Genomic DNA, 26,830 nt, shown 5'->3' on the forward strand with positions numbered 1-26,830 from the left:
TTCTCCAGTGACTAAGGCGTGAAAAGTTGGCATCGATCGGATGCATCGCACCGGTGATGTCGCGCGCGGGTGCCGATGCCAGATTCAGACGGGTCTCGCGGCTTCACCGTTTATCGCGGCGGACCGATCGGCATCGTGACAAAGACCGCGAGAACGCTGCTAGCCGGGGTCGTCGGCCGGGGCGCACGTCTTGTCGCCGTGCGCCGCGCGATGGATCGCATTGACAATGCTTTCATAGCCGGTGCACCGGCACAGATTGCCGCTGATCGCGTGACGTATCTCTTCGTGGCTCGGCGACGAGTTATGCCTCAGGAGGTCCGCCGCCGCGATCAGCATGCCGCTCGTGCAGAATCCGCATTGAAACCCGTTCTCCACAATGAACGCCTCCTGCAGCGCCTCGATTCCGCTGAGGCCTTCGATCGTCCGCACGTCGTTTCCGGAGATCGACGCCGCAAGCACAAGACAGGACTTCCTTACCTCGCCATCGATCAACACAGTGCACGCGCCGCAATCGCCGGTCAGGCATCCGATGCGCGTGCCTTTCGCATCGAGCGCATTGCGGATAACCTCGACGAGCAGCAGTCGTGAGTCCACTCGTTCAGAACGCGGCTCGCCATTGAGCGTCAGCCGCACCTCGATCGTTCCTTTCATGTCTTCGTTCCCGTGAGCAGGATGCGCAAATGCCGTTTTACGACGTCCGGCACGATGGCGCGACGATAATCCGCGTCCGCAAGTTCATCGCTCCAGCCTTCGCCGACAAGATCCCGCGCACCCATCGCCGCCTGCTCGATGAATGCATCGGGCGCGAGCAACACCCGTTCGTCGGTCGCGAAGCGGCGATACGCCGGCCGTCGGCCGGCCGCGCCGACGGCGAGTCGCACACTGATCTGCTCGCCCCGATGCAGGGAACACGCGACAGTCACGATGGGCCACGAACTCGCACTCACCTTGTACTTCTGATACTCATACGCTACGAGCGTCGTATCGCGCGGCACACGAAGGCCAACGAGAAACTCGTCTGCGCGGCGCGCGGTGCAGAAGGCGTCGATAAAAAAGTCTTTCGCATCGACATGACGCACGCCCCGCGACGAGCGCAATTCGAACTCTGCCTCGAGCGCCGCGAGACATCCCGGTGCGTCGGACGAAGGATTCGCGAAGCTTGCTGCCCCACCGAGCGTGCCCTGATTGACGATCGATGCACCACCCGTGACCTGCGCGGCCATCGCCGCAAGCAACGGCGCATGGCGCGCCACGAGGCGTGAAGCGAGCAATTGCGCATAGGTCGTCATCGCGCCGATGTGCAGATGCGTATCGTCCAGCGCGATTTCATCCAGACGGAGCGCGCCGAGACTGATGACATGTCCGGGACACACGAGATTCGCCGACATCGACGGCACCAGCATCGTGCCGCCGCCGAGCACCGACGCATCCTCGCGAAAGGCGGCTAGCAAGGCAGCCGCTTCGTCAAGGTCCCTCGGTTGGTGAAAATCGAAGTAATGGCCGATCACGCGCGTCCCTCCCTGAGGGACGCCATCACGCGCGCCGGTGTCGCCGGCACGTGTGTGAGGCGCGCATCGTCACCCAGCGCATTCGCCACGGCATTGCTCACCGCTGAGAGCGCACCGCCGAGCCCCGATTCGCCCGCCCCCTTCATGCCGAGCGGATGAAACGGATTTAGCGTCACGCGATGTCCGACGCGAATGGGCGGAAGATCATTAGCGCGAGGCAGTAAATAACTCTTGAAGCGATCGGTAATCATGCGCTGATGTTCATCGAACTTGATCAGTTCCCACAGCGCGGCACCGATGCCCATCACGACCGCGCCTCTTAGTTGCGCTTCGACGAGCGCCGGATTGACCATCGCGCCGCAGTCGTGCACCACGGCATAGTCGAGCAGCCTGCTATTGCCGGTCGCCATGTCGAGTTCGAGCGCCGCGGCATGTACGGAATATGAGAATGTCGGGTACGTGGCGATGCGGCCTTGCGCATCCGGCTCCACGCGCACGTTCTTTGGCGCGAAGCTACGCGTCACTTCGAGCGGCAGCGTCACGCCGGCTGCTACGGTGAATGGACGCAGATGCGCCCCGAGCGCGAGTTCGGCCACCGCGATCCGCGCGCCGTTCGACTCACGCCATGCGTGGCCGTCGTGCAGCGAAATGTCGTCGGGCGCACCGCCGAGCATGTTGGCGGCGCACTGAGAGAGCCGCGCGCGCAACTCCCGCGCGGCGAGATACGCGGCGGTCCCGCCGTACATCAGCGCACGGCTGCTCGCGTTGCCGGTGCCGAGCGGCGTCACGTCTGTGTCCCCTTCGATCACGCTGACCTGGTCCGCGCGCAGGCCGAGCTCACCGGCAACCATCTGCGCAATGCCGGTATCGCTGCCGCTGCCCGGAGACGTCACGCCCGTCAGCACCTGCACGTCGCCCGACGGCATCATGCGAACGGTGGACGTCTCGTATCCATTTGGGAAGTTACCGGGCCGCGCGCCGCCTTCCGGCGTCAGTTCGAACGCAATGCCAATACCGATGCGACGCTCGCTGGTACGCGCCGCGCTTGCGCGCTCCTGCCATTGCTCGTAATCGAACATCGTCAGCAACTGCTTAAGGCCGCCCGGATAGTCGCCGCTATCCACGTTCAGCCCGGACGGCAGCAAACGCGGCAAGGCTTCTCGCGCGACCAGATTGCGCCGTCGCAATTCGACCGGATCCATACTGGTTTGTCGTGCCAGCAGATCGATAGCATGTTCCAGCACGAGGTTGCCGATCTCTTTGCCGTAACCGCGTATGGCTTGCCACGGCGGTTGATTCGTGATCGCCAGGGAGCACTCGACGTCGCAGTGCTCAATCGTGTAGACGGTCGGAAAGACGGCCGGCGTGACCAGCGCCATCGCCCAGCTATGACCCGCGCCGATGATGCCGACATCCACCATGATGCGGTCACGCCAGCCGATGAGCCTGCCTTGATCATCCGCCGCGATCTCGAAGCTGTGATGCTGCGAACGCGCGCCGGCGAGCATTGTTTCGCGCCGTTCCTCGACCCAGGCGACCGGGCGTTTCGTCATCCGGCTGAACAGCGCGACCAGCACTTCTTCGGGATGCCCCGCCATTTTGAGTCCGAAGGTCCCGCCAATGCGCGGCGCGATCACGCGGACCTGTGACTCCTTTACGCGCAAGGCCGCTGCAATCAGCCAGCGGCTCGTATGAGGGTTCTGGAACGTGCCCGTCAGCGTGTAGCGCTCGCCGCGCGCGTCCCATTCTGCGACGTAGCACAGCGTTTCCATCGGTGCACTGGTCGACGGGCCGACTGTCAGTTCCCCTCGTGCGATGTGCGCTGCGCGCCCAAATGCAGCATCGGCGTCCCCCGCACGAATGCGGTCGCGCACAAACAGGTTTGTATCCCAGCCGGGTTGAACCACCGGCGCACCCTCGCGCAGCGCGTCGCATGCGTTCGCAGTTGCCGGTCGCACCGCGTATTCCACGCGAATCTTCGCGAGCGCGGCTTGCGCGTCGTGCACCGACGTCGCCACGAGCGCCGCGACCGGTTGGCCGAAATACGTTGCCTGACCGAGTGCAAGGCAACGGCTCTGCAAGGGACCGCGCGCGCCTTGTGCGGGCAGATCCATGGCAGGCGGCATCGCATCGCTCATGCGCGCTGCGTCCTCTCCAGTGAGACCCGCGACCACACCCGGCATGGCGAGCGCGTCCGACAGGTCGATCGAGACGATCGATGCACACGCGTGAACGCTGCGCAGGATGGCAAGATGGAGCGCGCCCTCGGGAACGAGATCGGCACTGTAATCGACGCGCCCTGAAACGAAGCGCTCTGCGTCCAGACGCGCCACGCTTTCCCCAAGCAGGCTGCCAGGCGACGCATCCTTGAAAGTCGGTTCCATGTTTGTTGCGCGACGGCCCGATTGCCCGGACCTCGCCGTTCGTTCGTTGCTCATCGGCTCGCCTGGCCACCCACCCGCACGCACAGCATCGCGCATGCGCCGAGCGCCAGCAATGTCGTCATCAGAAAAAGCCCGCTGGTGAGCGTGCCGCTCAGCGTCTTGAGCCAGCCCATCGCAAACGGACTGGCGAATCCGCCGAGCAGACCGAGGCTGTTCACGAATGCGATCGCCGGAGCGGCGGCCGGCGACCCAGCGAAATAGTCGGACGCGAGCGACCACAGCAGCGGAATCGTGACGAACACCGTGGTCGATGCGATCGTCAGCAGCACGATGGTCGCAGTCAGATCATGCGCCAGAAGCGGCAGCAGTGAAAGTGCCGTCGCGCCGGCCAGGGCCGCCAGTGCGCCGTGCCAGCGGCGTTCCAGGAGTCTGTCCGAGTTGCGGCAGATCAGCACCATGCCCATCGCGGCGATGCCGTACGGAATGGCAGAGAGCCAGCCAATGCGCCCCAGGCTCGTCGCACCGGCGCTCTTCAGTACCGTCGGCCCCCAGAAGCTCAACGCATAGGTGCCGCAAATAAACGTGAAGTAGGCGAAGCTGATCACGTACACCTTCGGGTCGGTAATGACCTGCCGAAGCTGCCCGGCATGTTCCGCGCCGGCCTCGTCGCCAGCGTTGCGCAACGCGTGGCGCAAGGTGTCGCGCTCCGGTTCCGTCAGCCATTTTGCCCGCTCGATGTCGTCCGAAAGCGTGAACCACGTCACGATACCGAGCAGCACCGCCGGTGCCGCTTCCACGATATAGAGCCACTGCCAGCCCGCAAGACCTGCGACGCCCGCGAGCCGCGACATCGCCCAGCCCGATACCGGGCCGCCGATCATCCCCGCGATCGGGAAGCCGGTCATGAAGAGACCGAGAATCTGCCCGCGCCGGTTGCGCGGGAACCATTGACTGAGGAAGTAGACAACGCCGGGAAAAAAGCCCGCCTCGAACACGCCGAGCATAAAGCGGAGTACATAAAATGCGGTTGGACTCGATACGGTTGCCATTGCGCAGCCGGTGAGACCCCATAACACCATGATGCGTGTGATGGTCTTGCGGGCGCCGATGCGTTGCAGAAGCAGGTTGCTCGGCACCTCGAACAGAAAGTAGCCGATGAAGAATATTCCCGCGCCGAGCCCGTACACCGCATCGCTGAAGCCGAGTGCGTCCTGCATCTGTAACTTGGCGAATCCGACGTTGATGCGGTCAAGATACGCGATTACATAGCACACGATCAGAAGCGGAACGAGCCGTATCGCAACCTTGAGATAGAGCGCGCGCTGCGAATCTTCCGGGGCCGTTACCTGAGCGGGAGCGTGTGCATCGAGAGTGATTTTGCGCAACATGATGATCCTCTCAATGGAGTTGAACGGAACGGCACGTGAATGACGGGAAGCGTTTCATGAGGCTGTCTCCTTGAGCCTGTCGCGGCGCAGATGGTCCGGCGGCGTCTGCTCTTTCTGGGGGCGCGCCCGAAGGCGGCGGATCGCTCGCATCGAAAAACTGATCGATCGAACAGTCAGCACAGTATCCGAGGAGCCAGGTTCCGGTCAACGGAAAACGCGGCTAATCCGCCGGGGACTTTCCCTTGTTGACTGATCGATCAGTCAGTACTAGTATCGGCAGCTGAATGCATCGCCTGGCGAAGAGATGCACCTCGCGACAGGCGTCGGAGTGATTTTTAACCTTCATCAGAGGAAAGAGCCGTGAGCACCTTCAACGAGTACTCAGACAAATTCGAGACCATCCGCATGACACGTACCGAGGGCGTACTGGAGATGCACTTCCACACGCACGGCGAACCGCTGGTATGGAATCTCACAGCCCATCGCGAGTTCGAGCAGGCATTTCTCGATGTAGGACGCGATCGGGAAAACGAGGTCGTGATCATGACCGGCACGGGCGATGCCTTCAGCGGCCCCTCCATTGCGCCCGGCATGCATCAGAACCGCAATTCGATGACGCCCACGATCTACGATCCGATCTACTGGGAAGCAAAGCATCTGCTCATCAACCTGCTCAATATCGAAGCACCGGTGATCAGCGCCATCAACGGCCCGGCCGTGCGTCATGCAGAGATTCCGCTGCTCGGCGACATCGTGCTCGCATCCGACACCGCTGCGATCCAGGACACCGCACACTTCCAGGGAGGCATGGTGCCGGGCGACGGCATGCATCTGATCATGCCGCTGCTGATGGGCCGCGCGCGCGGCCATTACTTTCTGCTGACAGGTCAGAGCATTTCCGCAAGCGCGGCACTTGAAATGGGATTGGTGAACGAAGTGCTGCCCTCGGCCGAGCTTTTGCCGCGCGCCCGTGAACTCGCCAAACTGATGCTCAGGCAGCCCCGTCTCGTGCGACGCTATACGCGCACCTGCCTGAATCAGGAACTGAAGGCACGACTGCACGACGTGCTCGGATACGGACTCGCGCTGGAAGGCATCGCCCGTATGAAAGAAGCGGCTGCCTGAACGGGACCCGGCTTCTCACCTGTATCAACTTCACAAATTAAGGAGGCAGCATGACTGTCAGCAGTATTACCAGACCGATCGATATGGTAGGTTCGGTCATCGATGTGGTCGATTCCACGCCCGACGTGCTCGGCGAGTCGATCATCTGGGATGAGAAAACGCAACTTCTCTGGTGGGTGGACGGGATCGGTCAATCGATCCATCGCCTCGACATTTCAAGCGGCGCCAAGAAGAGCTGGCCGATGCAGGAAGAGATTGGCAGCATCGGCCTGCGCGCCAAAGGCGGTCTGCTCGTAGGCATGCGCTCGGGCTTCTACTTCTTCTCGCCCGAAACCGGTGAGCTGACCGAAGTGGCGCGCCCCGACGCCGAGCGCCCAAATAACCGTTTCAATGACGGCAAGTGCGACAGGCACGGCCGCTACTGGTCCGGCACCGTGGAAGCGTCCGCCTACACCCCGCGCGGACGCCTTTTCCGACTGGATCCGGATCTGAATCCGAAACTCGTCATGGAAGGCATCACCTGCATCAACGGGCTCAGCTTCAGCCCGGATAACCGCCTGATGTACATGACCGATTCGTTCAGTTGCCAGATCGACGTGTTCGACTATGATTCCGTCGACGGCGCCATCTACAACCGTCGCAAGTTCGCTGAAGTTCCGCTCGGACGTGGCATCTGCGACGGCTCGACCGTCGATGGCGACGGGTGCTTCTGGAGCGCGAACATGGACGGCTGGTGCGTCACGCGTTACGACCCGCGGGGACGAATCGACATGGTCATCAATCTCCCGGTGCGGCGCGTGAGCAGCCTGTGCTTCGGCGGTCCGGATCTCGACACCCTCTTCATCACCACGGCGCGCCGGCGCATGAGTGAGAAGGAACTCGCGCAGCAGCCGCTCGCCGGCAATGTGCTCGCGGTACGTCCCGGCGTAAAGGGACTGCCCGAGCCGGAATTTCTTGGGTAACGGCATGCGCTGCCCGGTATATCGCGTCGCGTGAGGATCGCGATATACTGACTGATCGATCGAATAGTACGGTGGGGGAATCGTCAAGATGAAGACAGAACGCGAAAAGAAGGCGTCAGCTCGCACCGCCAACGGTGCTCAGGAACCGGACCACGCGCCCGGCACGCGCCTCTCCGCGATCCTGAATGCGGCCGAACGGGTGTTTGGCGAGCACGGCTACGCCGGCGCGAGCATGCGAAACATCGCGGAGGAAGCGGGCGTCGCGCAGGCGCTCGTGCATTATCACTACGCGACCAAGGACAAGCTCTACGAAGCTGTATTCGAGCGACGGTCGTCGGCGATTAATCAGCACCGTGGCAAGCTGCTCGACGCTCTCTTCGCGAGCGAACGCACCGCGACCGTCGAAGACGTGCTGACGATCGCTTTCACCCCGCTATCGGAAATTTTTCATGGCGAAGATGCGGTGAATCTGGCGCTTTACGTGCAACTCGTGGCGTCCGTCAGTCTCGGCAGCGACGAGCGTTCACGGCGCATTCGCGAGACCTACTATGATCCGATCGCGGAGCGATTCATCGACGCCCTGCATACCGTCGTGCCTGGCATTGCACGCGAGCAGGCGGTGTGGGCGTATCTGTTTTCCGTGGGAGCCCGGCAGCAAGCCCATGCACTCAATGGCCGGGCGATGCGACTGGGCGCACGGGACCGCGCGAGGAAGTCGACGGCACACTATTCCGACCTCGTCCGCTTCGCGGCGGCAGGCATACGTGAGTTGGTGCGCAACGAAACAGGCACGAACGTAAGTTCGAAGGAGCCCGAAGGCCGCGTCGCCAGGCCCTCGAGTGGTCGAACGAAGAAATCGCAAGCCAGCACCATCGCGAACACACCGACTCGTAGCGTGCGCGGTCGCGAGTGACGCGACCTGGCGATTCAGCGGCCGGAGGGTTGACTCGCCTAAGAGGCGCGCTCGCGGCGCCACCTGTGGAGGAATATGAATGACTGACCTAAGCACATCCGGCTTGCCGACGCAGCAATTGATTGAATTCGACAACGTCGCTGTCTCGGTGACTGACATCAATCGATCCGCAGACTGGTACGGGCGCCTCTTCGGGTTTCGTCGAGGATACTCGACCTACATCGAACCACTCGAGGCCGATTTCCAGATTCTCGAAAGAGACGACATGCGGATCGAACTTCTTTCGCGTGCAACGACCGTTCGCAATCCCGACGCGAATATTGTGCCGGGGCCGCACATCGACCGGACCGGGGCGAAGGCGATTGTTTTTCGTACATCGAGCCTCGAAGCCGTCACATCGCACCTCGAGAATGAAGGCGTAGTCTTCGAATGGAAACTCAAGCCTCTCTCTGCGGACGGCTTGCGGTCGACGATGGTTCGAGACCCCGACGGTACGATCATCAATATCCTGCAGTACCCTTAGTATTCACCTACGAGCCCATTGGCCCAACCCGACGAGCCGCGCCTGAAGCGTCGGCGCTGCGTCGTCGGATGCGCAAAACACTCGACGGCCAGCCGTGTGGCCGTAGTCCACCGCTGATCGGCCATTTGAGCGGCAGTCTCATGTGATGGTCGGACGACCGCTGCCGGCCGGCAGTACTCGCACGGCGTCTCGCCAGATAGCGGCCGCACGCGCGTTCTCGAACGGATGCCGCGTGCGGCCGAGAACGACGCCTTAGATCTCAGTCTGCTCAGAGATCTCCAGTGCATCGTCGACTTCGATTCCAAGGTACCGCACGGTACTTTCCAACTTGGAATGACCGAGCAGGAGTTGAACAGCCCGGAGATTTTCGTACGTTTGTATATCAGCGTGACCTTGGTTCGGCGCATCGTATGGGTGCCGTAAATCGTCGGATCGAGTCCAATGTCAGCGACCCACCGATGCACGATCCGAGCATATTGACGAGTCGAGACGTGTGGCGAGTTGAGGAGACGGCTGGGGAAAAGATACTGCTCCGACTTCAGCTGAGCTTTGTCAATCCACGCAGACACAGCGGACCGGGTTGGTTCGGTCAACTCGAATTGCACCGGCCGCTGCGTTTTCCGCTGCACGATCATCGCTCGCGGCAATACTTGACTACCGTGCATGACGTCGCGAACACGAAGATTGACCAGATCGCAGCCTCGAAGTTTGCTGTCGATGGCGATATTGAACAGTGCCAGGTCGCGAACCGAATGCGCATTCTGGAGATGAATCCGTATCGCCCAGATGTCCTTCAGTTTGAGCGGCGGCTTTTGCCCGATTAGCTTGCCTTTGTTCCAGGGAACCCGCGTTTGCTTGGTTTCCATGTCAGACTCCAATTGGTTGATCGGAGTCTGATTTTGTGCCCCGCGCGAGGGTCCCTTTCCGTCTCTGCAGATCGGATGCGTGCACCCGGCCATAAGCCGCCGGTCGAGGTCGCCATCCAATTCAAACAACTAGGGTCTCGTCCGGGCCCGCTGAATGGCGGGTTTCGGGCGAGCAGATCGCGGATGGCATTGCCTCTACGCGGCCAATAGTTGCCGTTCGCGCCTAACACGCTCCAGATTTTGGACGTTTGGGCGCGATACCCCAGGCTATTGAAGGCCGCCGCTGGCGATCAAGACGTCACCGGTCATCCAGGCAGACTCATCGGAAGCCAGAAACACTGCGATCTTTGCGATGTCCTCTGGCTGGCCGATTCGCCCGAGCGGCGTCTGGGCAATTCATCCACCCCCGGATCCGCCGCGCCGAATGTTGGATGATCCCTCGGTCTCCGTGGGGCCCGGGTTGACGCAATTGACCCGAATTCCTCGGCCTCCAAGTTCTTTGGACAGTACCCCCGTGATCGTCTCGACGGCGCTCTTGCTCGCCGTATACACCGCGGAGGTCGGCGGTTTCATCGTAGTGATGCTAGCGCCGACGTTGATGATGCTACCGCCATCGCGCATCTGTTCGGCGGCGGCCTTCGTCACGCTCGCTACGCCAGCCATGCAAATTGATTGAATGCGCCGAGGAGAAGTCCTAGGACGTTGATGTCCATCAGTTTGTGGAAATGCTCTTCCGTGATGTCTTGCAAGCCGGCGAATTCATACTTTCCGGCGTTGTTGACCAAGATGTCGAGTGCGCCATACGTCCGCATCGCCTCTTCGACAATCGCACCCGCGTCCTCTGCCTTGGAAACGTCGCCTTTGATCGCCACGGCTCGGCCGCCTCCCTGCTTGATGGCCGAGACCACGGCTGCAGCATCCGTCTGGCTCGCGGCGTAGTTTACGACGATCGCGGCGCCCTCCGCGGCGAGGTGCTTGGCGATCGCCGCGCCAATGCCCTTCGAGGCACCGGTGACGATCGCAACCTTGCCATCCAATTTTCCAGCCATGGTGCTTCCTTTTGGGTTGACTATTTCTTACCGATCGATAAGGAATCGTCCAGGCTTGTCGTTCCGATGTCAAGAGGTTATCTTATCGATCGGTAAACAATTAACTATCGCGATGGCGCAGCGCCCCACTGGAAACCCACCCGGCCGCCCGAAATCGTTTTGCGAGGACAACGCGCTGGACGCCGCTATGGGAGTGTTCGCTTCAAAAGGCTACGAATCGGCTTCCTTGACCGACCTGACCGACGCGATGGGCATCAATCGAGTCAGCCTTTACGCGACTTTTGGCAACAAGGAAGCGCTGTTCATGAAGGCTTTGACCCGTTATACGGACGCGGGCGATCGACGGCTCGCATCGCTTTTGGCGGGCTGCAGTGCTCGAGAGGCAGTCGAGAACTTGCTGCGCGACAGCGTTCGACGCTTCACTGATCCGAAAGCAGGGGGCGTTTGCTTCGTGACGCATGGGCCGTTGCCTGAGGACACCGTTTCCGACGACACACGCCGATATGTCGCCCGCAAGCGCGAGGCGATCGAAATGGTGCTCAAGCATTTGCTTGTACGTGCGGTCGAGGATGGAGAGCTTGCACGTGAAGTCTCGCCCACGACGCTCGCTCGATTCTTATCCGTTCTGATTCAGGGCTTGGCCTTGCAGGCTCAGCACGGCGGCACACGTCGCGAATTGCTGCATGTCGTGGATGTTGCGATGGCCGCCTGGCCGACCGCACACCCAAAGGCGTGAGCAGCAAGTGCAATAGAGGTACGAGATCGCAAATTGACCACGCTGCATGTGGAACTCAGACTGCACCACTTACGGACCGCTAGCGATGAACAGTCTTCGCGATCTAACACGTGCTGACGCCGCCAATGAGGCGAATTGTTCCGATGCGGAAGTTTGGCGCTGGTTCAGCAGCGCCTACGAAGAGGGGCGCGTCAGGTGGTGCTTATCCGCTGGTCTTTGGTATGTCAGCGTGGATAACCGACATCTCGCGACCGAGCCCGACTTCGATGCGGCCATCCGAGCAGCCCGTGAAAACGCGCTCAATCGAGCCGCAAAATGCGGAAGACGCCCGCGCCCGACCAACAAAGAAGGTGTCGTTACTATTGGCATGGGGCGGGCGAGGGAGAAGGCGGCAGCCGCCTAGCTGGCATTTCGCGTGACGACTTTGGTCTATCTGGACACCTGCTGCGGTCCGCGGATCCCGACCCGCAGCCTCACCTGTTTTTCAGACTCTCGGACAATAGCATCCTGCACTTATCGCCACGCGCCAATCCAGCTCCGTAATCGGCGCCGGCGAGTAAGCCCTTCCGCAGCCTGCAACGCCCGGTTTCCGTCTATAAATACATCGAAAATGTTCATTGATACGCGGAAAAACTGCGATTGATGGGGAAACGTTGCGTAAATCAGTATCGACGCATAGATACAATCGTCTTCTGAAGCGAGGCCTGCGTGTTTCGCGCCGTAGCGACCGACCGAGAACGGGAGGAAACGCTACTCCCAGCACTAGACGCCGATTAACCGATCGGTCCGATGCACGCTGGGAATATCCCTCGGACGCAGCACGAGAATGCAGGGTATTCATGATTGATCTCAAAGACATAGAAAAGGCTCGTTACCGCCTTAAAGGACACATTGAGACGACGGTTTTGGCTTCCTCGTTTCAACTCTCAGAGGTGACCGGCGTTTCAGTCGGATTAAAGCTCGAGCACCATCAGAAGACGGGCAGCTTTAAGTTTCGTGGCGCCACCAACGCAATCATGGCGCTGTCGGCGGACGAACGAAGTCGCGGGGTTGTCGCCGCGTCGACAGGGAATCACGGCCGTGCGCTTGCTTTTGCAGCTCGAAGGGCCGGTGCCCGCGCAGTTATCTGCATGTCCCGCCTGGTCCCCCAAAATAAGATCCTCGAAATTCGCCGTCTTGGCGCGGATGTCCGCATCGTCGGTAACTCGCAGGACGATGCGCAGGAAGAGGTTGACCGATTAGTGGGCGAAAACGGGCTCGTAATGGTTCCGCCTTTCGACCACCCGGATATTGTCGCCGGTCAGGGGACGATCGGCATTGAGATTGTGGAGGCGATGCCCGATGTCGCCGCCGTTCTTGTCCCATTGTCGGGCGGAGGGCTGGCTGCAGGAGTGGCCGCAGCGGTGAAGGGGCTACGGCCTGCAACGCGGATGATAGGTGTCACCATGGATCGGGGCGCGGCAATGAAAGTCAGTCTGGATTGTGCGCGTCCTGTAAAGGTCGAAGAATTCAGCAGCCTCGCCGATTCGCTCGGAGGCGGCATTGGACTTGAGAACACAATTACTTTCCCAATGTGTCACGCCCTCCTCGACGACGTAGTGCTGGTGACCGAGCAGGAGATTGCTGCGGGCATTCGTCACGCTTACGAGCACGAGCGGGAGATTGTGGAAGGCGCCGGCGCTGTTGGGATCGCTGCGGTCCTCGCACGTAAAGTGACCTCGAAGGGCCCGCTTGCAATCGTCCTCTCAGGACGGAACATCGACATGGGCCTACATAAGAACGTACTGAATGGTTGGAACAGTGTGCAGGGAGAAGCAAACTCATGACCGCCATGAAGGTATTGACCGAGCACGATCTAAGGCAGGTCATCGTCCTGGATCTCCGAGTAGTCCAATGTATTGAAGATGCCTTTCTTGCACTTGCGACCAGGGCGGTCGTTATGCCGCCCATCCTTCGGTTGGATATTGTCGAACACCGTGGAGAAGTCGACGTCAAGACCGCCTATGTGCCCGACCTCGACGGTTTCGCCATCAAAATTAGTCCCGGCTTTTTTGACAATCCGGCAATCGGACTACGCAGCACTAACGGAATGATGGTGCTCCTTTCAAGCAGAACGGGCCTGGTCGAGGCATTGCTTCTCGACAATGGTTACCTCACCGATATCCGTACAGCCGCAGCAGGCGCGGTCGCTGCGAAGCATCTCGCTCGCGAGGGCGCGTCGGTAGCGGCGGTTTTAGGATCAGGCATGCAGTCGAAGCTGCAACTGAAGGCTTTGATGCTCGTGAGGCCGATCACGGAAGCGAGAATCTGGGCGCGTGATTTCAGCCGGGCACAGGTTGTTGCTGGCGAACTGTCGAGTGAATTGGGGATTGCCGTAAAAGCATGTCGACACGCTCAAGCGGCAGTACAAGGTGCCGATGTGATCATTACGACCACTCCTGCAAGCCGACCAATCTTCTTTGCAGAGTGGCTCGAATCCGGGCAACACATCACGGCAATGGGATCGGACGCGGAACACAAGAACGAACTAGAACCGGGGGCAATTGCGCGGGCTGACGTCTACGTTGCGGACAGCTTGGCGCAGACGCGTCGTCTCGGCGAACTGCACCATGCGATCGAAGCGGGCCAGGTCTCAATGTTCGCTGAGTTTGCAGAGATTGGCGAGATCATTGCCGGCACGAAACCGGGGCGCGAAAACGATTTGCAAATAACCATTGCCGACCTCACGGGAACCGGTGTGCAGGACACAGCAATCGCGACACTCGCGCTGTCTGCCGCTCGGGCCGCCCAGATCGGTGTCATATTCGAAAGTTGACGGAGACGCCAATTTTCGAAGACGTCGGCGGTGAACACTAAGGTGTGCTGCGCTAGACGCGAAAACGTGCATTGGCAATGTCATCCGGCGGTGCAAATCGATCGCCGTTTTTTTCCCTTGCGAACAGGAGTTTCAATGACGATCCAGCGTATCAACTCGCCCGTACAATCCGATCTGCCAATCAGCAACGCGGTGCTTGCAGGCCAAACCGTATACACGTCGCAAATACCCCGTGATCCTGCTACCAGCAAGATTCTCGTCGATGCCGATACCCTCACGCAAGTACGCCAGACGTTCGGCAATCTGGAGAGCGCATTGCGCGCCGCTGGCGGAAGCCTCGCCGACGTCGCACAGCTCACGATTTATCTGACGGATCCAGACGACTTCGCCGAGATGAACCAGGTCTATGGGGAGATGTTCGAAGCGCCCTTTCCCAATCGCGCGACCGTGATCGTTAAAGCCCTGATGGTACCGGGCATGCGCATCGAAATTCAAGCGCATGCTTATCTCGGCGGTATCCGATAATCCTCGATCTCGCTAAAGGCGTTTTTCGGCACTCTCGTCTGTGTCGGCGCGGACAGCAACATCCCCCGACGCGATTCTGTTCGAAATTTACTATCCCTTCGAAGAAAGTGGGCCGGCCGTGCAATTCCTCACGACCGCTCCCATGAACGAGCCCACTCGACACAAAGTCGCCTCTAGCAATGCTGAACGGATTTTACGACTACGATAATCGGCCCAATCGACTTTTTCGCACTCCCGTGGGGGGAAATTGAGCGCTCCCTAAATCACCGGGCGCGAACTAAGATGGCTCGGTTAGTGAAACCGGGCGAGGACTAGCGTCTTAAGCGCCCAATCGAAGCGAGTTTTACGGAAGAGGCCAATGCGCTCGCGCCCGGCGATTGGCGTAGTGTGCTCGCCGGGCTTGAGTTGTTAGAACCGTCGACACATTGAGTTGCTCGCGTGCGTCGCCCAATCCGCGCCAGTCGCTTGGGCTATAACTGAGGTCGGTCGGAGCCGGCAGACGGTCTGTCGTAGCATCCGACGCGTCGATCAGCACATTTTAAACTGGCGATGGTTGCGAGCGACCTCACCCGCACGACCTGAATGCCGGGGGGTGCCGCCGCAAGGAGCGGAGCGGCGAGCCGCCACGGAACTAAGACTGCGAGCCACAACGGGCGCGTGCCCCGCGCAGAATGCGCGGCGAACCGGTAATTCAGCGGAAACTCGCGCGTCCAAGCCTCCTCAACATGGCTTCGGTCCTCATGACGGGGCGCTTCTTAAAAGCCTTCTAGGTAAAGCGGCGGGGCGAGTAAGGAACTGGATCGGTAAAAGGCTGGACGCCGGTGACCAGCTCGGCCAGCAAACGCCCGCTTGGCGGAGCAGCGGTCATTCCGTAAGTGCCATGTCCGAAGCATAGCCAAAGTCCCGGCCGTTCTCCGGCGGCACCGATGACCGGCAGACTGTCCGGAGTAGACGGACGTTGCCCAGTCCATATCTTGTGAGGTGCTTCGGTCAGTGCAGGAAATAGCTGCTGAGCGTGACGGACGAGCTGCAAGGCGCGCTGCTCATTCGGCATTCCGTCCACGCCAGAGAACTCCACACTGCCCGCCACCCTAAGGCCATCGATCATTGGTGTGAGACCTACGCCCCGGCCGCGATGGATGAAAGGAATGCCGATCTCCACGTTGCTAGCCTGAATCATCACATGGTAGCCGCGTTGACTCTCCAAAGGGATGCTGATTCCCAATGGACGTAGCAACTGCATCGACCACACGCCAGCCGCCACGACGATGTCACGGGCGCGATGATTCCCGCTTGATGTCAATACCAGCCACTGGTCGGATTCTGGTATCAGTTTCAGCACCGATTCCCGATGAAATACTCCCCCGGCTTCAAGAATCTTTTCCGCCAGCGCGTCGTTGAGAGCGCCTGGACTGTTCGTATGCCCATTCCCTCGCTTGAGAACGCCGAATTTGACGGATGATGAAATGCCCGGATATAAAGTCTGGATTTTTTCCGGAAACAAGGGCTCGACGTCGAGTCCATACTCGATTGTCATGCGCTGTTCGATCTCAGCTGCGGAACCGGTCGAAGGCGTATCGCTGAGATAAACCTGCCCGTTCTCCCGAATGTATCGGCCATACAGTTGGTCACCCACCAAACGTCGCCATTCGGTCAGAGCCGGGGCGTTCAACTTGCGCATCATATGCGCCAATTCCGTCATGCGGCTGCCTCTGCCTTCACGCAACCAGCGCAAAAACCACGGTATGGCATGGGGTGCGTATTGCGGGCTGATCGCAAGCGGGCCGAGCGGATCAAGTAGCCACCCCGGTACTTTGCGAAGCATTCCAGGCTGCGCGCCGGGCATGAAACTGTCTGGCGTGATGAATCCGCCGTTCCCATAGGAAGCGCCGCCTGTCGAAGGCATAGGATCGATAACGGCGACCTGGCGTCCCGCCAATTGCAGGCTACGCGCTGCCGATAACCCGGCAACACCGCCTCCGATTACGACAACAGTGTCAATCATTGGAATGGGATTTCTTCAGAAATTTGCGGGTCAGCTGATCAGCCGGTCTAGGAATGCGCGAGCCCGATCCGTTTTCGGATTCGAGAAGATCTCCTCCGGCGTCCCGTCTTCGATGATACGACCGGCATCCATGATCACGACCCTGTCGGCCACTTCTCGAGCGAAGCCCATCTCGTGAGTCACGACGACCATCGTCATACCCGACTTAGCCAGGTCTTTCATCACCTTCAGAACTTCACCAACCAGTTCGGGATCGAGCGCAGACGTGGGTTCGTCAAAGAGCATGATCTTCGGATGCATGGTCAAGGCCCGCGCGATGGCGACGCGTTGCTGCTGACCGCCGGATAGCTGTGAGGGATAGTGTGCGTGTTTGTCGGAAAGCCCCACCTTCTGAAGCATCATCAACGCATCGCGATTCACTTCATCTTTTTTCCGCCGATGGACGACTTGCGGAGCCAGGCACAGATTTTCCAATGCCGTCATATGTGGGAAGAGATCGAAATGCTGGAAAACCATGCCGATATCGCGCCGTCTCCTGCATACCTCTGCTGGCTTCAATTCGTAAAGCGTGTGGCCTTCCTGCCGATAGCCAACCAGCTCGCCATCGACGAAAAGGCGTCCGGAATTGATGTTCTCGAGATGGTTCATGCAGCGTAGCAACGTCGATTTCCCCGACCCGGAAGGACCTATGATGCACACGACTTCGCCCTGGTGAACCGTCAGGTCGATACCTTTTAAGACTTCGAATGGGCCATAGCTCTTGCAAATGTCACGAGCCTCGACCATCACCTTGCTACGTTGCTGAGCGTTGAGCATTGTCATGATTAACCTTTCTTTGCGATCTTCACTGACTTGTTCAAGCGCCTTTCGATGTTGCTTTGAACCAGAGTCAGAATGGTTGTGATCACGCCGTACCAGATGACGGCGACCATCAGCAAAGGAATCTGTTCAAATGTTCTCCCGTAGATGATCTGGACCGTCGTGAGCAGTTCGGTGAACCCGATGATGCTAACCAGCGACGTGGCCTTCACCATCGAAATAACTTCGTTGCTTAACGGCGGAACCACGACCCGCATCGCCTGTGGGAAAACAATGTGACGCATGGCGCGCATCGGGGTCATGCCGAGTGCCAGCGCTGCGCGGCTCTGGCCGGCGGACACCGAGAGAATGCCCGATCGGACGATCTCCGCGACATAGGCGGCTTGCGCAAGCCCGAGTCCTATGACGGCTGCAACCAGTTGAGTTACGACCTTGTTGGTTGCAATGATTTTCAACGACGGGCCGAAGGGAATCCCGATGGAGATCATCGGCACGAGCGCTGAGAGGAAGTAGATGAAAAGAATCATCACCATTGGCGGAATGCCGCGAAAAATCCACGTAAAGCCAGCGCTCGACCAGGAGAGCAGTGGATTTTCGGACAGGCGAAGAATAGCGAGCACAATGCCCAGACTGATTCCGACCAGTTCCGCGAGCACGGTGAGCAGCAGCGTATTTCCGACGCCGACCAGTATTGGCGTGCTGACCAGATACTCCATCACCGTCGGCCATTGCCACCGTGGGTTGGTAATCAGAAGGTCGGCAATCGTCAGCAAGACGAACAGCATCAGGGCCGCGCTTAGCCATCTGCCCGGGCGGCGCAGCGGTACGACAACGAAATTTTCGATTTCGTCTGTGCGATGAGGTTTGTTCAACTGCTGTGAGTTGCGCATGCTAGCTAAAGTAGAAATAGGGTTTGCCATGATTCGCTTCACTTCAAAGCCATGCGTCGTTGATCGAGATCTTATCGACTGCCGTGGCCTCCTGGCCCCATTTTTTGAGGATCTGCATGTATTTGCCGTTGCTATAAAGCTGGTCGAGCGCGGCTTTGACCGCATCTCGCAACTGGGCATCCTGTTTGTTGATTGCGTATCCCAAAAGCGCGATCGACCGCATCTCGCCCACCTGGCTCAGCTGATTCGGAGATTGCGCCACCGCATATCCAACAACCGAACTGTCGCCAGACCACACATCAGCTCGTCCGGATCGGAGTGCCATCACGGTGCCGGAAGGATCTGAGAAAGTCTGAACGTCGAGACTGCTACCGGAAGCTTGGCATTTGGCCTGCTGAGCCGTTAATTCCCGCTCCTGGTAGGTCCCGCGGATGACGGCGACTTTCTTGCCGCATAAGCTGGCAAGATTCGTGATGCCAACACCGTTTCCTTTTAACACCGCCATACCGATTCCCGCTTTCACGTAGTCGACAAAATCAACCTGCGTTTGCCGGGCTTTCAGGTCTCCGATCGCGCCAACCGCGAGGTCTGCGCGTCCCGACGAAATCGCTGGAATCAGGCTATCGAATGTGCCCCGAGTCATCTCAAGCTTCACTCCAAGCGCATCAGCTACCGCGCGTGTCAGGTCGACCTCCATACCTTCCAGCGTGCGAGCGTCTTTCGCAACGTAAATCATCGGTGCACTGGAGTCGTTTGCAGCGACCCGTAGCACCCCTGATTCCCTGACCGACGGCGGCAAAAGCTTCGTCAGACTGGTGTCAGCGTGAGCGGGAAGAGCAAGGACGGTGAAGACAGCAAACATCAGTGGCGATGCTACCTTTATTAAGATCCGTTTCATTTTTACGAAGCTCCAGTTGGCTATCAAAAGCGGGCCGTTGGTCAGCCCAGGTACGCGGTGGAGGCAAACTCGGTGGGGACCACCGCGGGCGAGTCAGCTGTGTTCCGGACGACGCTGACATCATCGGCGAGTCCGGATTCACCCCAGGTTGATTTTTTGCGTCCCTAGGTGTTCATATTCCAGAACGAATAGATCGTTTAATTTAAGGAATTCGCTCATTTCAGCACGTAAATTTCAGCAGTTCTCTTACATGACCGCACATTAACATCAAGTGTTTTTTGGCGAAACTGCGTTTTTTGTTATGCTGCTATTTGGTTTGTTATAGGTGGCAAATATGAAGCGCAACAGATTGCAACTGAAGCATGTAGAGGCCTTTCGCGCGGTCATTTCCGGGGGTAGCGCGTCTGAGGGCGCGCGGATTCTTGGACTTTCCCAACCGGCGGTCAGCAAGATCATTGCGCAAGCCGAGGAGCTATCCGGCATCACGTTTTTCGAGAGACGTCAGGGACGCCTGATCCCCACGCAGCTGGCATTCCGGCTTTTCCACGAGACCAACGCGTTGTTCTCGACCATCGATAACATCGACCAGATTGTTGCGCGGGTTATTAACAAGGAAGTTCAGCCCATTGCACTGGGCTCAGTACCGTTGATTGCCGTGACGTTGCTTCCCAAGGTGTTGCCTGCATGGCAGAAAAAGACAGGGCGAGCGCTACTCGTCCATACATACGACACGCCGAATCTGTTGAACGTGCTATCGGCACAACGGCTTGAATTTGGTATCACTGTCGCGATTCAGCAAAGTCACGGTTTGGACAGCATGAGGCTTATCCGCAGCCCGCTCTACTGCGCCATTCCCGTCAATCACCCGCTTTCAGGCAGGTCAGTTGTCCGGGCGCACGACCTTAATGGAGTGAATTACGTCAGCCTGTCGCGGGGAGAAAGCGTGCAAGCGTCAATAGATCGAGCCTTCGTGGTGGAAAACTCCCGGCCAAACGAAGTCATGCAGTTACCCTTGATGTCCGCAGCAGTTAGGATGGTCGAAGAGGGGGTGGGGCTGACACTGGTTGATGTATTCGCGATGCACGCCGCCGATCGAAGCCGACTTGTTTTCCGGAGATTCGAGCCCGCCTTGAGCTTCGAGTATTTTGCAATATGGGCTAGAAATAGAGAGGCAGACTTCGATCGTGCCGGCTTGATATCGATGCTCGCGCAGACCGCTCAAAGTATGCAGGAGGAGGCGGATAGCCTCGTCGATTTTTCCAGCTCGCCCTGATTTTCGCCGCGTGACGCAGCAACTAATCCTGCGCCACGCGGCCACAAAACGGACCGTGCCCTTAAGATCGTGGCGCGTTACCGACTCAGCTCGTCCATCACTTCCCGAACAGCCGTTTCGGCGATTTGGACTATCTCGTCGATCTCACTCCGGGTTGTAATCAGCGGGGGCGCAAATCCGAGGATATCTCCGTGTGGCATGGCGCGCGCGATCAGACCTCGATCTCGAGCCGCCTTCGAAATTCGGGCGCCGACTTTAAGCTGTGGCTCAAAGCGGGTCTTGCTTGATGGGTCGGCAACTAATTCAATGGCTGCCATCAGGCCAACGCCCCGAACCTCTCCCACTATGGGAAGATGCCCGAAGGTGTTTCTCAGTTGCTCCTGAAAATAGGAACCGACTTCGTGAGCGTTGCCCGGGAGATTTTCCCGTTCGACGATATCCAGCACGGCGTTGGCCGCAGCCGCGCCGATTGGGTGGCCGGAGTAGGTATAGCCATGGGAAAACGCGCCGACCCTGTCGGCACCGTCTTCCAGAACTTTGTAGACCTTCTCTCCTACGATCGATCCGGAAAGCGGGAAATAGGCGGACGTAAGTCCCTTGGCCACGGTAATTAAGTCCGGCTCAATCGAATATTTGTCGGAGCCAAAAAGTGCACCGGTCCGTCCGAACCCCGTAATGACTTCGTCTGCAATCAATAAAACATCGTATTTGCGAAGCACTTCCTGAATCGCGGCCCAATAACCTTCGGGAGGCGGCGTGATGCCGCCGGTGCCGAGTACAGGCTCGGCGATAAATGCGCCCACAGTATCGGGACCTTCGCTCAGAATCATTGCTTCGAGTTCTGACGCCCTCCGTCGAGAAAACTCGAGCTCCGTCTCACCTTCCTGTGAGCCCCAGTAATAATGTGGAACTCCAGTGTGCAAGATGTTGGCGACCGGAAGATCCATATGATCATGGTAGAAGCTCATGCCCGTCATTGACCCGGACACAACGCTGCAGCCATGGTAGCCACGCTGGCGTGAAATGATTTTCTTCTTGCCGGGTTTACCCCGTAGGTTATTGTAATACCAGACCAACTTCGCATTGGTCTCATTGGCATCGGAACCCGACATGCCATAGAACACCTTGCTCATCTTTCCAGGTGCCATTTTAACGAGGCGGTCAGAAAGGATGGCCAGTTCATCGGTGGTATGCGCGGCGTATGAATGGTAGTACGCGAGACGATAGGCCTGTTTCGTGATCGCCTCGGCGACTTCTGTGCGGCCGTAACCAACGTTGACGCAGTAGAGACCGGCGAAACCATCGATGTATTCACGTCCGGTCGAATCTTTGATCCGGATGCCTTTTGCAGTGTCGACGATCGTGGGATCGCCTGCTTTTCCCGTCGCGTAGTCTTTCAGCTGAGTGAAAGGGTGGAGCACTGACGCTTTATCGAGCGTCGCTGTGTGAGTCGAATTCGTGGACATATTCCTGATTCCTGTTAAGCCGCATAATTGCCGATACAGACGTATTTCGTTTCCATATATTCCATCAGCCCGTGACGGGATCCCTCACGACCAAGACCGGATTGCTTCCATCCGCCAAACGGTATGGGGGGGCCCGTGAAACTAGCGGTGTTGATTGCGACCATGCCGTATTCGAGGCGATCCGATAGACGCATGGCTCGACCGAGATCTGATGTATAGACATACGCTGCCAAGCCCATCTCTGTGCTGTTGGCGCGGGATATGACTTCTTCTTCGGTGTCGAACGGGAGGATGGCGGCAACCGGACCAAAGGTCTCTTCGCGAGCTATCAGCATTTCGTCGCTGACATCGGCGAGAACAGTGGGGGTGACAAAATTTCCGAGCAGTTCCTCGTTGGTCCGTGTAGTCACAATCCGGGCGCCAGCGGAAGCCGCGTCGGCAATCTGCTCACGACATTTACGTGCAACGGTGTCACGCGTCATTGGCCCTATATCAACTCCCGGTTGCAGCCCATGCCCGACAGTGAGCCGGTCGGTGGCGTTTGCAAAGGCGCTGACAAAAGCATCGTAGCTGCCGCGTTGGACGTAGATTCGATTCGCAGCGAGACAGTCCTGACCCGAGGTCGCAAACTTTGCCTTCATGCATCCGCTGACCGCAGCAGAAATCTGCGAATCGTCGAATACGATGAAGGGAGCGTGACCTCCTAATTCCAGAGACACTTTCTTGACCGTATCTGCAGCCTGACCGAGCAAAAGCCGGCCGATTTGAGTGGAGCCAGTAAAGGAAAAAGCTCTGACCTCTGTGTGCTGAAGAAGACGCTGCGTCAGTGGTGCGGCTTCCCCCGTCAGAACTTGAAACACTCCACGCGGCATGCCCGCCTCCTGCGCGAGTCTCGCTAACGCTAATGCCGAAAATGGGGTCTCTGGCGCGGGTTTCACTATCATCGTGCAGCCGGCAGCCAGCGCAGCACTCGTTTTGCGGGTGATCATCGCACATGGAAAGTTCCACGGCGTTACGGCGGCGGCGACGCCAACAGGTTGCACCTCGACGGTCAACCGACTCCCCGCAAGATGGCTCGGAATGGTTTCGCCGTACGCACGTTCTCCCTCCGAGGCAAACCAGTCCAGAAAGCTCGCCGCATATTCGATCTCGGACCGGGCCTCCGCAACGGGCTTCCCCTGCTCCGCGGTCATGATGATCGACAGATCCTCGGCATTTGATCGGATGCCTTGCGCCCATGCGTGGAGTATCGACCCGCGCGACACCGGTGTCATGTTTCGCCATTTCACAAACGCCGCTTTGGCGGAGGCTACAGCGGTCGCGACAGCTTCCGGTGGGCACGCTGCCACTTCCCCCAAGAGTTCGCCGGTCGCCGGGTCGAAAACGTGCAGACAAGCCGTTGCGTCGACCCATTCGCCGGCGATAAACGCTTGTCTTCCAAAGAGAATGGGGCGCTTCAGCTTTTGAAGCGCAGTTACCGAAATACCTTTCATTGCTGCTCCAGATACTTGAACTTGTATTAACTGACAGCGTCAATTTACGCGGCCTTCGTCGACAGTTGACCGCGTTGTTCTAGCTTGTTAGTCTGAATTCAAGCACTAATTCCCCCACTCACGCGGAAAAAACGCATGCACCAGCTTGATAGGCACGACGCTGCGATCTTGGATATGATCCAGCGCAATACGCGGCTAACCTCCGAGGAGCTCGGCAGTATCGTCAACCTCTCGCCCTCGGCATGTCAGCGCCGACTTAAGCGCCTTCGATCCGAAGGCATTGTCGAAGCCGAGGTTGCGGTCTTGTCGCCGAAGGCGCTGGGCCGTGCCATCACAATGATTGTGCTGGTGTCCCTTGAGCGGGAACGGGCTGACATCGTCGATCGATTCAAGAATTCGCTTAGATCGACGCGCGAAATAATGATGGGCTTTTACGTGACGGGCGACGCAGATTTCATGCTGATCCTGACCGCAAAAAGCATGGAAGACTATGAGCAGTTCACGCGGCGCTTCTTCTACGAAAACCCGGATATCAAAGGCTTCAAGACAATGGTCGTCATGGACAGGGTCAAAGCGGGATTCGAGTTCCCGATAGATGTCGACGACCCAATTTTCAACGGGTCGCTGGCAACTTGAACGACGCCGTGGTTCCTGCAGTGAATGCATAAAGGCTCGGGGGCGTTCTGGATTGTGTACCGCCGGATGTAAGTACAGCGATCGTGGCTGGTGCGTTTCATGCGCAATTGGCCGGTTCTGTGACCTTGAGATCACGGAAAGCATCCCGATTACCGATACGGGCGTAGAGACCTTCTGCAATACGCCCCGAAAACTGTTCGTGAAGGAGTAGCACGATGCGCGCGTCACCGATCAGTCCTACCGTCGACTTCGACGCGTAGGGTGTTCAGCACGGCTTCCTGAAGTTGCCATATTCGCGCAACGATTCGGCATGGGGCGCGGTGATGATTCCCGTCACCGTCATTGCGGGCGGAGCTGGGCCGACTGTGCTGCTCACGGGCGCGAACCACGGCGACGAGTACGAAGGGCCGATTGCGCTATCGAAGCTCGCGTCGACGTAGAAGGTAGCCGATGTAAACGGCCGCGTCATCATCGTGCCGTTCATGAACTATCCCGCGTTTTGCGCGGGCACCCGCACGTCGCCGATCGATGCGGGTAATCTCAACCGCAGCTTCCCCGGCAAACCCGACGGCACGGTGACGGAGAAGATCGCCGATTATTTTCAGCGTCATTTATTGCCGCTTGCGGACTACGTGCTTGACATTCATGCGGGCGGCCGCACGTTGGACTTCCTTCCGTTCGCCGCCATCCACGTTTTAGAAGACGCGACACAGCAAGCGCGTTGTGAGGCGGCCATGCGCGCGTTCGGCGCGCCGTATTCTATGCGTATGCTGGAACTCGACAGCACCGGTCTTTACGACAGCGCGGCGGCAGAAGCGCGCAAGGTGTTCGTGTCGACAGAACTCGGCGGCGGCGGCTCCGCAACGGCAAAAGGTGTCGCCATCGCGGAGCGTGGCATCCACGGGTTCTTGGCCCATGCGGGCGTCGTCGAGAGGCAAGTGCGTATTTCGGACGAACGTGACCGGCCGTTTCGGGATGGTGACCGGCGATTTCGGCAACGTGACCGGTCATTTCGGGAACGTGACCAAGCGGACCGAAAGGCAGGATTGGCGTTGCGCATGACATCAACTACGCGGGCTATGCTCGCCGGCTTTTGCCGGAGAGAACATGCCCGTGCACCGGATGAACATGCGCATGGTCAACGACGTTTTACGACTTAAATTCGACGGCGGCTTCTCGCCCGATCGGATCGCCGCGTCTCTGGGCATATCCGAGGGCGTGGTCACGAAGTACATAGGACTGGCCGGTGCCGCCGGGCTGGACTGGGCAAGCGCCTGCCATATGGATGAAGGCGACCTCGAGCGGCGGCTTCTCGGCAAGCCCACGGGCCCAGCAGGCTACGCCCAGCCCGACTACGGACGCATCCACCAGGAGCTGCGTCGCAAGGGTATGACGCTGACGTTGCTGTGGGAGGAGTACCAGGCCGAGTTCGCGGACCGGCAGACCTACCGCTATACGCAGTTCTGCGAGCACTACAAGGCGTTCACGAAACGCCTAAAGCGCTCGATGCGTCAGATTCACCGCGCCGGCGAGAAGCTGTTTGTCGACTTCGCCGGCCCCAGGTTGCCGCTAACGACTGGACGCCGCGCGCACATCTTCGTGGCGGCCATGGGCGCATCGAGTTACACGTTCGCATGCGCGACGCCAGCCGAAACGATGGAGGACTGGCTGGGCGGCATCACTCGCGCGCTGACCTTCTATGGCGGCGTGCCGTAGTTGATCGTGCCGGATAACCCGCGCGCGATGATTGCCGATCCCGATCGCTATGAACCTCGCGCCGGCGACACCGTGCTGGACTTTGCGCGTCACTACGGCACGTCATTCCTTCCTGCACGCGTATATCGTCCGCAGGACAAGCCGAAGGTAGAGGTTTGCGGTCCAGGTCGTCGAACGCTGGATCATGGCGCGCCTGCGTCATCACCGGTTTGAGTCGGTCCACTCGGTCAATGAGGCGATCCGCCCGCTGCTAAAGAACCTGAATGAGAGGCCGTTCCAGAACCTGCCGGGATGTCGCGCCAGCGCATTCGCCCAGCTGGACGCGCCGGCATTGCAGCCGCTGCCGGCACAGCCCTATGAGCTCGCGCGCTTCAGGACAGTGACGGTTCACATCGACTATCACGTCGAGATCAACAAACACCGCTACAGCGTGCCGCACGCGCTGGTCGGTCTCAAGCTCGATGCGCGCATCACGGCGGGCGCTGTCGAACTGCTGCATCGCGGTCGCCGAGTCGCCAGCCACGCACGCAACGAGCGCGCAGGCGGCTACACCACCGTCGTGGAGCACATGCCGGCGGCGCACTGCGCTCATCTGGAATGGACGCCGCAGCGGCTGATTCATGGGGGACAGCAGATCGGCGCGGCAGCCGCCTAAGCGCCCAAGGACAAGCTTTTGACTCAGACGATTGGCGACAGGAGATCAAATGAGCGGGAATGATTACTTGACGTCACTTGAATACCAGTGGCGTGGAGATGAGACGACCCAGCCGTCGGTCAGATAGCCAAACGCAGGCGGAGTCCTCCGCCTGCGCAATGATCTTGCTCACGGCCGGCTGCGAC

Annotated in this window: 21 protein-coding genes and 4 pseudogenes; 13 read left to right on the forward strand and 12 right to left on the reverse strand. The window is 59.1% G+C overall.

Annotated elements, in window-relative coordinates; genetic code table 11:
- Window positions 1-159: 159 nt before the first annotated feature.
- Genes B0G81_RS40280 through B0G81_RS40295 form a run of 4 tightly spaced genes read right to left on the reverse strand, consistent with a single transcriptional unit; the run spans window position 160 to window position 5,280 of the window.
- Entirely contained in the window at window positions 160-651 is a 492-nt protein-coding gene (locus B0G81_RS40280; protein WP_134143777.1) for a (2Fe-2S)-binding protein, read from the reverse strand.
- Window positions 648-1,508 carry an FAD binding domain-containing protein gene (locus B0G81_RS40285; RefSeq protein WP_134143778.1) on the reverse strand — a complete coding sequence of 287 codons (861 nt, stop codon included), beginning with the start codon at window positions 1,506-1,508 and terminating at the stop codon, window positions 648-650. Before B0G81_RS40285 ends, B0G81_RS40280 begins: the two co-directional genes overlap by 4 nt.
- Entirely contained in the window at window positions 1,505-3,892 is a 2,388-nt protein-coding gene (locus B0G81_RS40290; RefSeq protein WP_134143779.1) for a xanthine dehydrogenase family protein molybdopterin-binding subunit, read from the reverse strand. The genes B0G81_RS40285 and B0G81_RS40290 overlap by 4 nt, the downstream gene beginning before the upstream one ends.
- Before the next feature lie 50 nt (window positions 3,893-3,942).
- A complete protein-coding gene (locus B0G81_RS40295; protein WP_134143780.1) occupies window positions 3,943-5,280 on the reverse strand; it encodes an MFS transporter in 1,338 nt (445 codons plus the stop codon).
- A gap of 360 nt (window positions 5,281-5,640) precedes the next feature.
- Here B0G81_RS40295 and B0G81_RS40300 point away from each other — a divergent pair, with 360 nt between their 5' ends.
- The 4 genes from B0G81_RS40300 to B0G81_RS40315 all read left to right on the forward strand — a co-directional run bounded on the left by B0G81_RS40300 (window position 5,641) and on the right by B0G81_RS40315 (window position 8,803).
- Window positions 5,641-6,405 carry an enoyl-CoA hydratase/isomerase family protein gene (locus tag B0G81_RS40300; RefSeq protein WP_134143781.1) on the forward strand — a complete coding sequence of 255 codons (765 nt, stop codon included), beginning with the start codon at window positions 5,641-5,643 and terminating at the stop codon, window positions 6,403-6,405.
- Between the two features lie 50 nt (window positions 6,406-6,455).
- A complete protein-coding gene (locus B0G81_RS40305; protein WP_134143782.1) occupies window positions 6,456-7,367 on the forward strand; it encodes an SMP-30/gluconolactonase/LRE family protein in 912 nt (303 codons plus the stop codon).
- Between the two features lie 88 nt (window positions 7,368-7,455).
- Window positions 7,456-8,280, forward strand: a complete 825-nt coding sequence (locus B0G81_RS40310) for a TetR family transcriptional regulator (RefSeq protein ID WP_134143783.1) — start codon at window positions 7,456-7,458, stop codon at window positions 8,278-8,280.
- Window positions 8,281-8,383: 103 nt separating this feature from the next.
- Entirely contained in the window at window positions 8,384-8,803 is a 420-nt protein-coding gene (locus B0G81_RS40315; protein ID WP_243856865.1) for a VOC family protein, read from the forward strand.
- A 252-nt stretch (window positions 8,804-9,055) separates the two neighbouring features.
- Here the strand turns inward: B0G81_RS40315 and B0G81_RS40320 are convergent.
- Both B0G81_RS40320 and B0G81_RS40325 read right to left on the reverse strand, forming a co-directional pair.
- Window positions 9,056-9,669 (reverse strand): annotated as a pseudogene (locus tag B0G81_RS40320) (tyrosine-type recombinase/integrase).
- Between the two features lie 267 nt (window positions 9,670-9,936).
- Window positions 9,937-10,718, reverse strand: a pseudogene (locus tag B0G81_RS40325) (glucose 1-dehydrogenase).
- A gap of 187 nt (window positions 10,719-10,905) precedes the next feature.
- On the opposite strand from B0G81_RS40325, the gene B0G81_RS40330 reads away from it, so the two are divergent.
- The 5 genes from B0G81_RS40330 (at window position 10,906) to B0G81_RS40350 (ending at window position 14,794) form a co-directional block, all read left to right on the forward strand.
- Window positions 10,906-11,454: a TetR/AcrR family transcriptional regulator gene (locus tag B0G81_RS40330; protein ID WP_243856903.1), complete on the forward strand. Its 549-nt coding sequence runs from the start codon at window positions 10,906-10,908 to the stop codon at window positions 11,452-11,454.
- Window positions 11,455-11,539: 85 nt separating this feature from the next.
- Window positions 11,540-11,857, forward strand: coding sequence for a hypothetical protein (locus B0G81_RS40335; RefSeq protein ID WP_208328637.1), 318 nt, complete (start codon window positions 11,540-11,542; stop codon window positions 11,855-11,857).
- Between the two features lie 436 nt (window positions 11,858-12,293).
- The gene (gene eutB, locus B0G81_RS40340) at window positions 12,294-13,280 is read left to right on the forward strand and encodes a hydroxyectoine utilization dehydratase EutB (protein ID WP_134143786.1); all 987 of its coding nucleotides are present in this window, start codon (window positions 12,294-12,296) and stop codon (window positions 13,278-13,280) included.
- The gene (gene eutC / locus B0G81_RS40345; protein WP_134143787.1) at window positions 13,277-14,269 is read left to right on the forward strand and encodes an ectoine utilization protein EutC; all 993 of its coding nucleotides are present in this window, start codon (window positions 13,277-13,279) and stop codon (window positions 14,267-14,269) included. Before eutB ends, eutC begins: the two co-directional genes overlap by 4 nt.
- 135 nt (window positions 14,270-14,404) lie before the next feature.
- Window positions 14,405-14,794, forward strand: coding sequence for a RidA family protein (locus B0G81_RS40350; RefSeq protein ID WP_134143788.1), 390 nt, complete (start codon window positions 14,405-14,407; stop codon window positions 14,792-14,794).
- 766 nt (window positions 14,795-15,560) lie between these two features.
- Here B0G81_RS40350 and B0G81_RS40355 read toward each other — a convergent pair.
- Genes B0G81_RS40355 through B0G81_RS40370 form a run of 4 tightly spaced genes read right to left on the reverse strand, consistent with a single transcriptional unit; the run spans window position 15,561 to window position 19,406 of the window.
- Complete coding sequence (locus B0G81_RS40355; protein ID WP_134143789.1) at window positions 15,561-16,799, reverse strand: FAD-binding oxidoreductase; 1,239 nt, start codon at window positions 16,797-16,799, stop codon at window positions 15,561-15,563.
- A gap of 30 nt (window positions 16,800-16,829) precedes the next feature.
- Window positions 16,830-17,585 carry an amino acid ABC transporter ATP-binding protein gene (locus B0G81_RS40360; protein WP_134143891.1) on the reverse strand — a complete coding sequence of 252 codons (756 nt, stop codon included), beginning with the start codon at window positions 17,583-17,585 and terminating at the stop codon, window positions 16,830-16,832.
- Window positions 17,586-17,623: 38 nt separating this feature from the next.
- Window positions 17,624-18,538, reverse strand: a complete 915-nt coding sequence (locus B0G81_RS40365; RefSeq protein WP_134143790.1) for an amino acid ABC transporter permease — start codon at window positions 18,536-18,538, stop codon at window positions 17,624-17,626.
- A 13-nt stretch (window positions 18,539-18,551) separates the two neighbouring features.
- Complete coding sequence (locus tag B0G81_RS40370) at window positions 18,552-19,406, reverse strand: ABC transporter substrate-binding protein (RefSeq protein WP_134143791.1); 855 nt, start codon at window positions 19,404-19,406, stop codon at window positions 18,552-18,554.
- 334 nt (window positions 19,407-19,740) lie between these two features.
- Between B0G81_RS40370 and B0G81_RS40375 the strand changes: the two genes are divergently transcribed.
- Window positions 19,741-20,679: a LysR substrate-binding domain-containing protein gene (locus tag B0G81_RS40375; protein ID WP_134143792.1), complete on the forward strand. Its 939-nt coding sequence runs from the start codon at window positions 19,741-19,743 to the stop codon at window positions 20,677-20,679.
- Between the two features lie 77 nt (window positions 20,680-20,756).
- On the opposite strand, the gene B0G81_RS40380 is transcribed toward B0G81_RS40375, so the two are convergent.
- On the reverse strand, window positions 20,757-22,145 hold the full coding sequence (locus B0G81_RS40380) for an aspartate aminotransferase family protein (protein WP_134143793.1): 1,389 nt from the start codon (window positions 22,143-22,145) through the stop codon (window positions 20,757-20,759).
- A gap of 14 nt (window positions 22,146-22,159) precedes the next feature.
- Window positions 22,160-23,638: an NAD-dependent succinate-semialdehyde dehydrogenase gene (locus tag B0G81_RS40385; protein WP_134143794.1), complete on the reverse strand. Its 1,479-nt coding sequence runs from the start codon at window positions 23,636-23,638 to the stop codon at window positions 22,160-22,162.
- Window positions 23,639-23,773: 135 nt separating this feature from the next.
- Here B0G81_RS40385 and B0G81_RS40390 point away from each other — a divergent pair, with 135 nt between their 5' ends.
- The 3 genes and pseudogenes from B0G81_RS40390 to istA form a co-directional block, all read left to right on the forward strand.
- Entirely contained in the window at window positions 23,774-24,274 is a 501-nt protein-coding gene (locus B0G81_RS40390; RefSeq protein ID WP_134143795.1) for an Lrp/AsnC family transcriptional regulator, read from the forward strand.
- A 215-nt stretch (window positions 24,275-24,489) separates the two neighbouring features.
- Window positions 24,490-25,203, forward strand: a pseudogene (gene doeB, locus B0G81_RS40395) (N(2)-acetyl-L-2,4-diaminobutanoate deacetylase DoeB); the annotation flags it as partial.
- 178 nt (window positions 25,204-25,381) lie between these two features.
- Window positions 25,382-26,642 (forward strand): annotated as a pseudogene (istA, locus tag B0G81_RS45100) (IS21 family transposase); the annotation flags it as partial.
- Window positions 26,643-26,830 lie beyond the last annotated feature (188 nt).

Source organism: Paraburkholderia sp. BL6665CI2N2 (assembly GCF_004366535.1).
GTDB lineage: Bacteria > Pseudomonadota > Gammaproteobacteria > Burkholderiales > Burkholderiaceae > Paraburkholderia.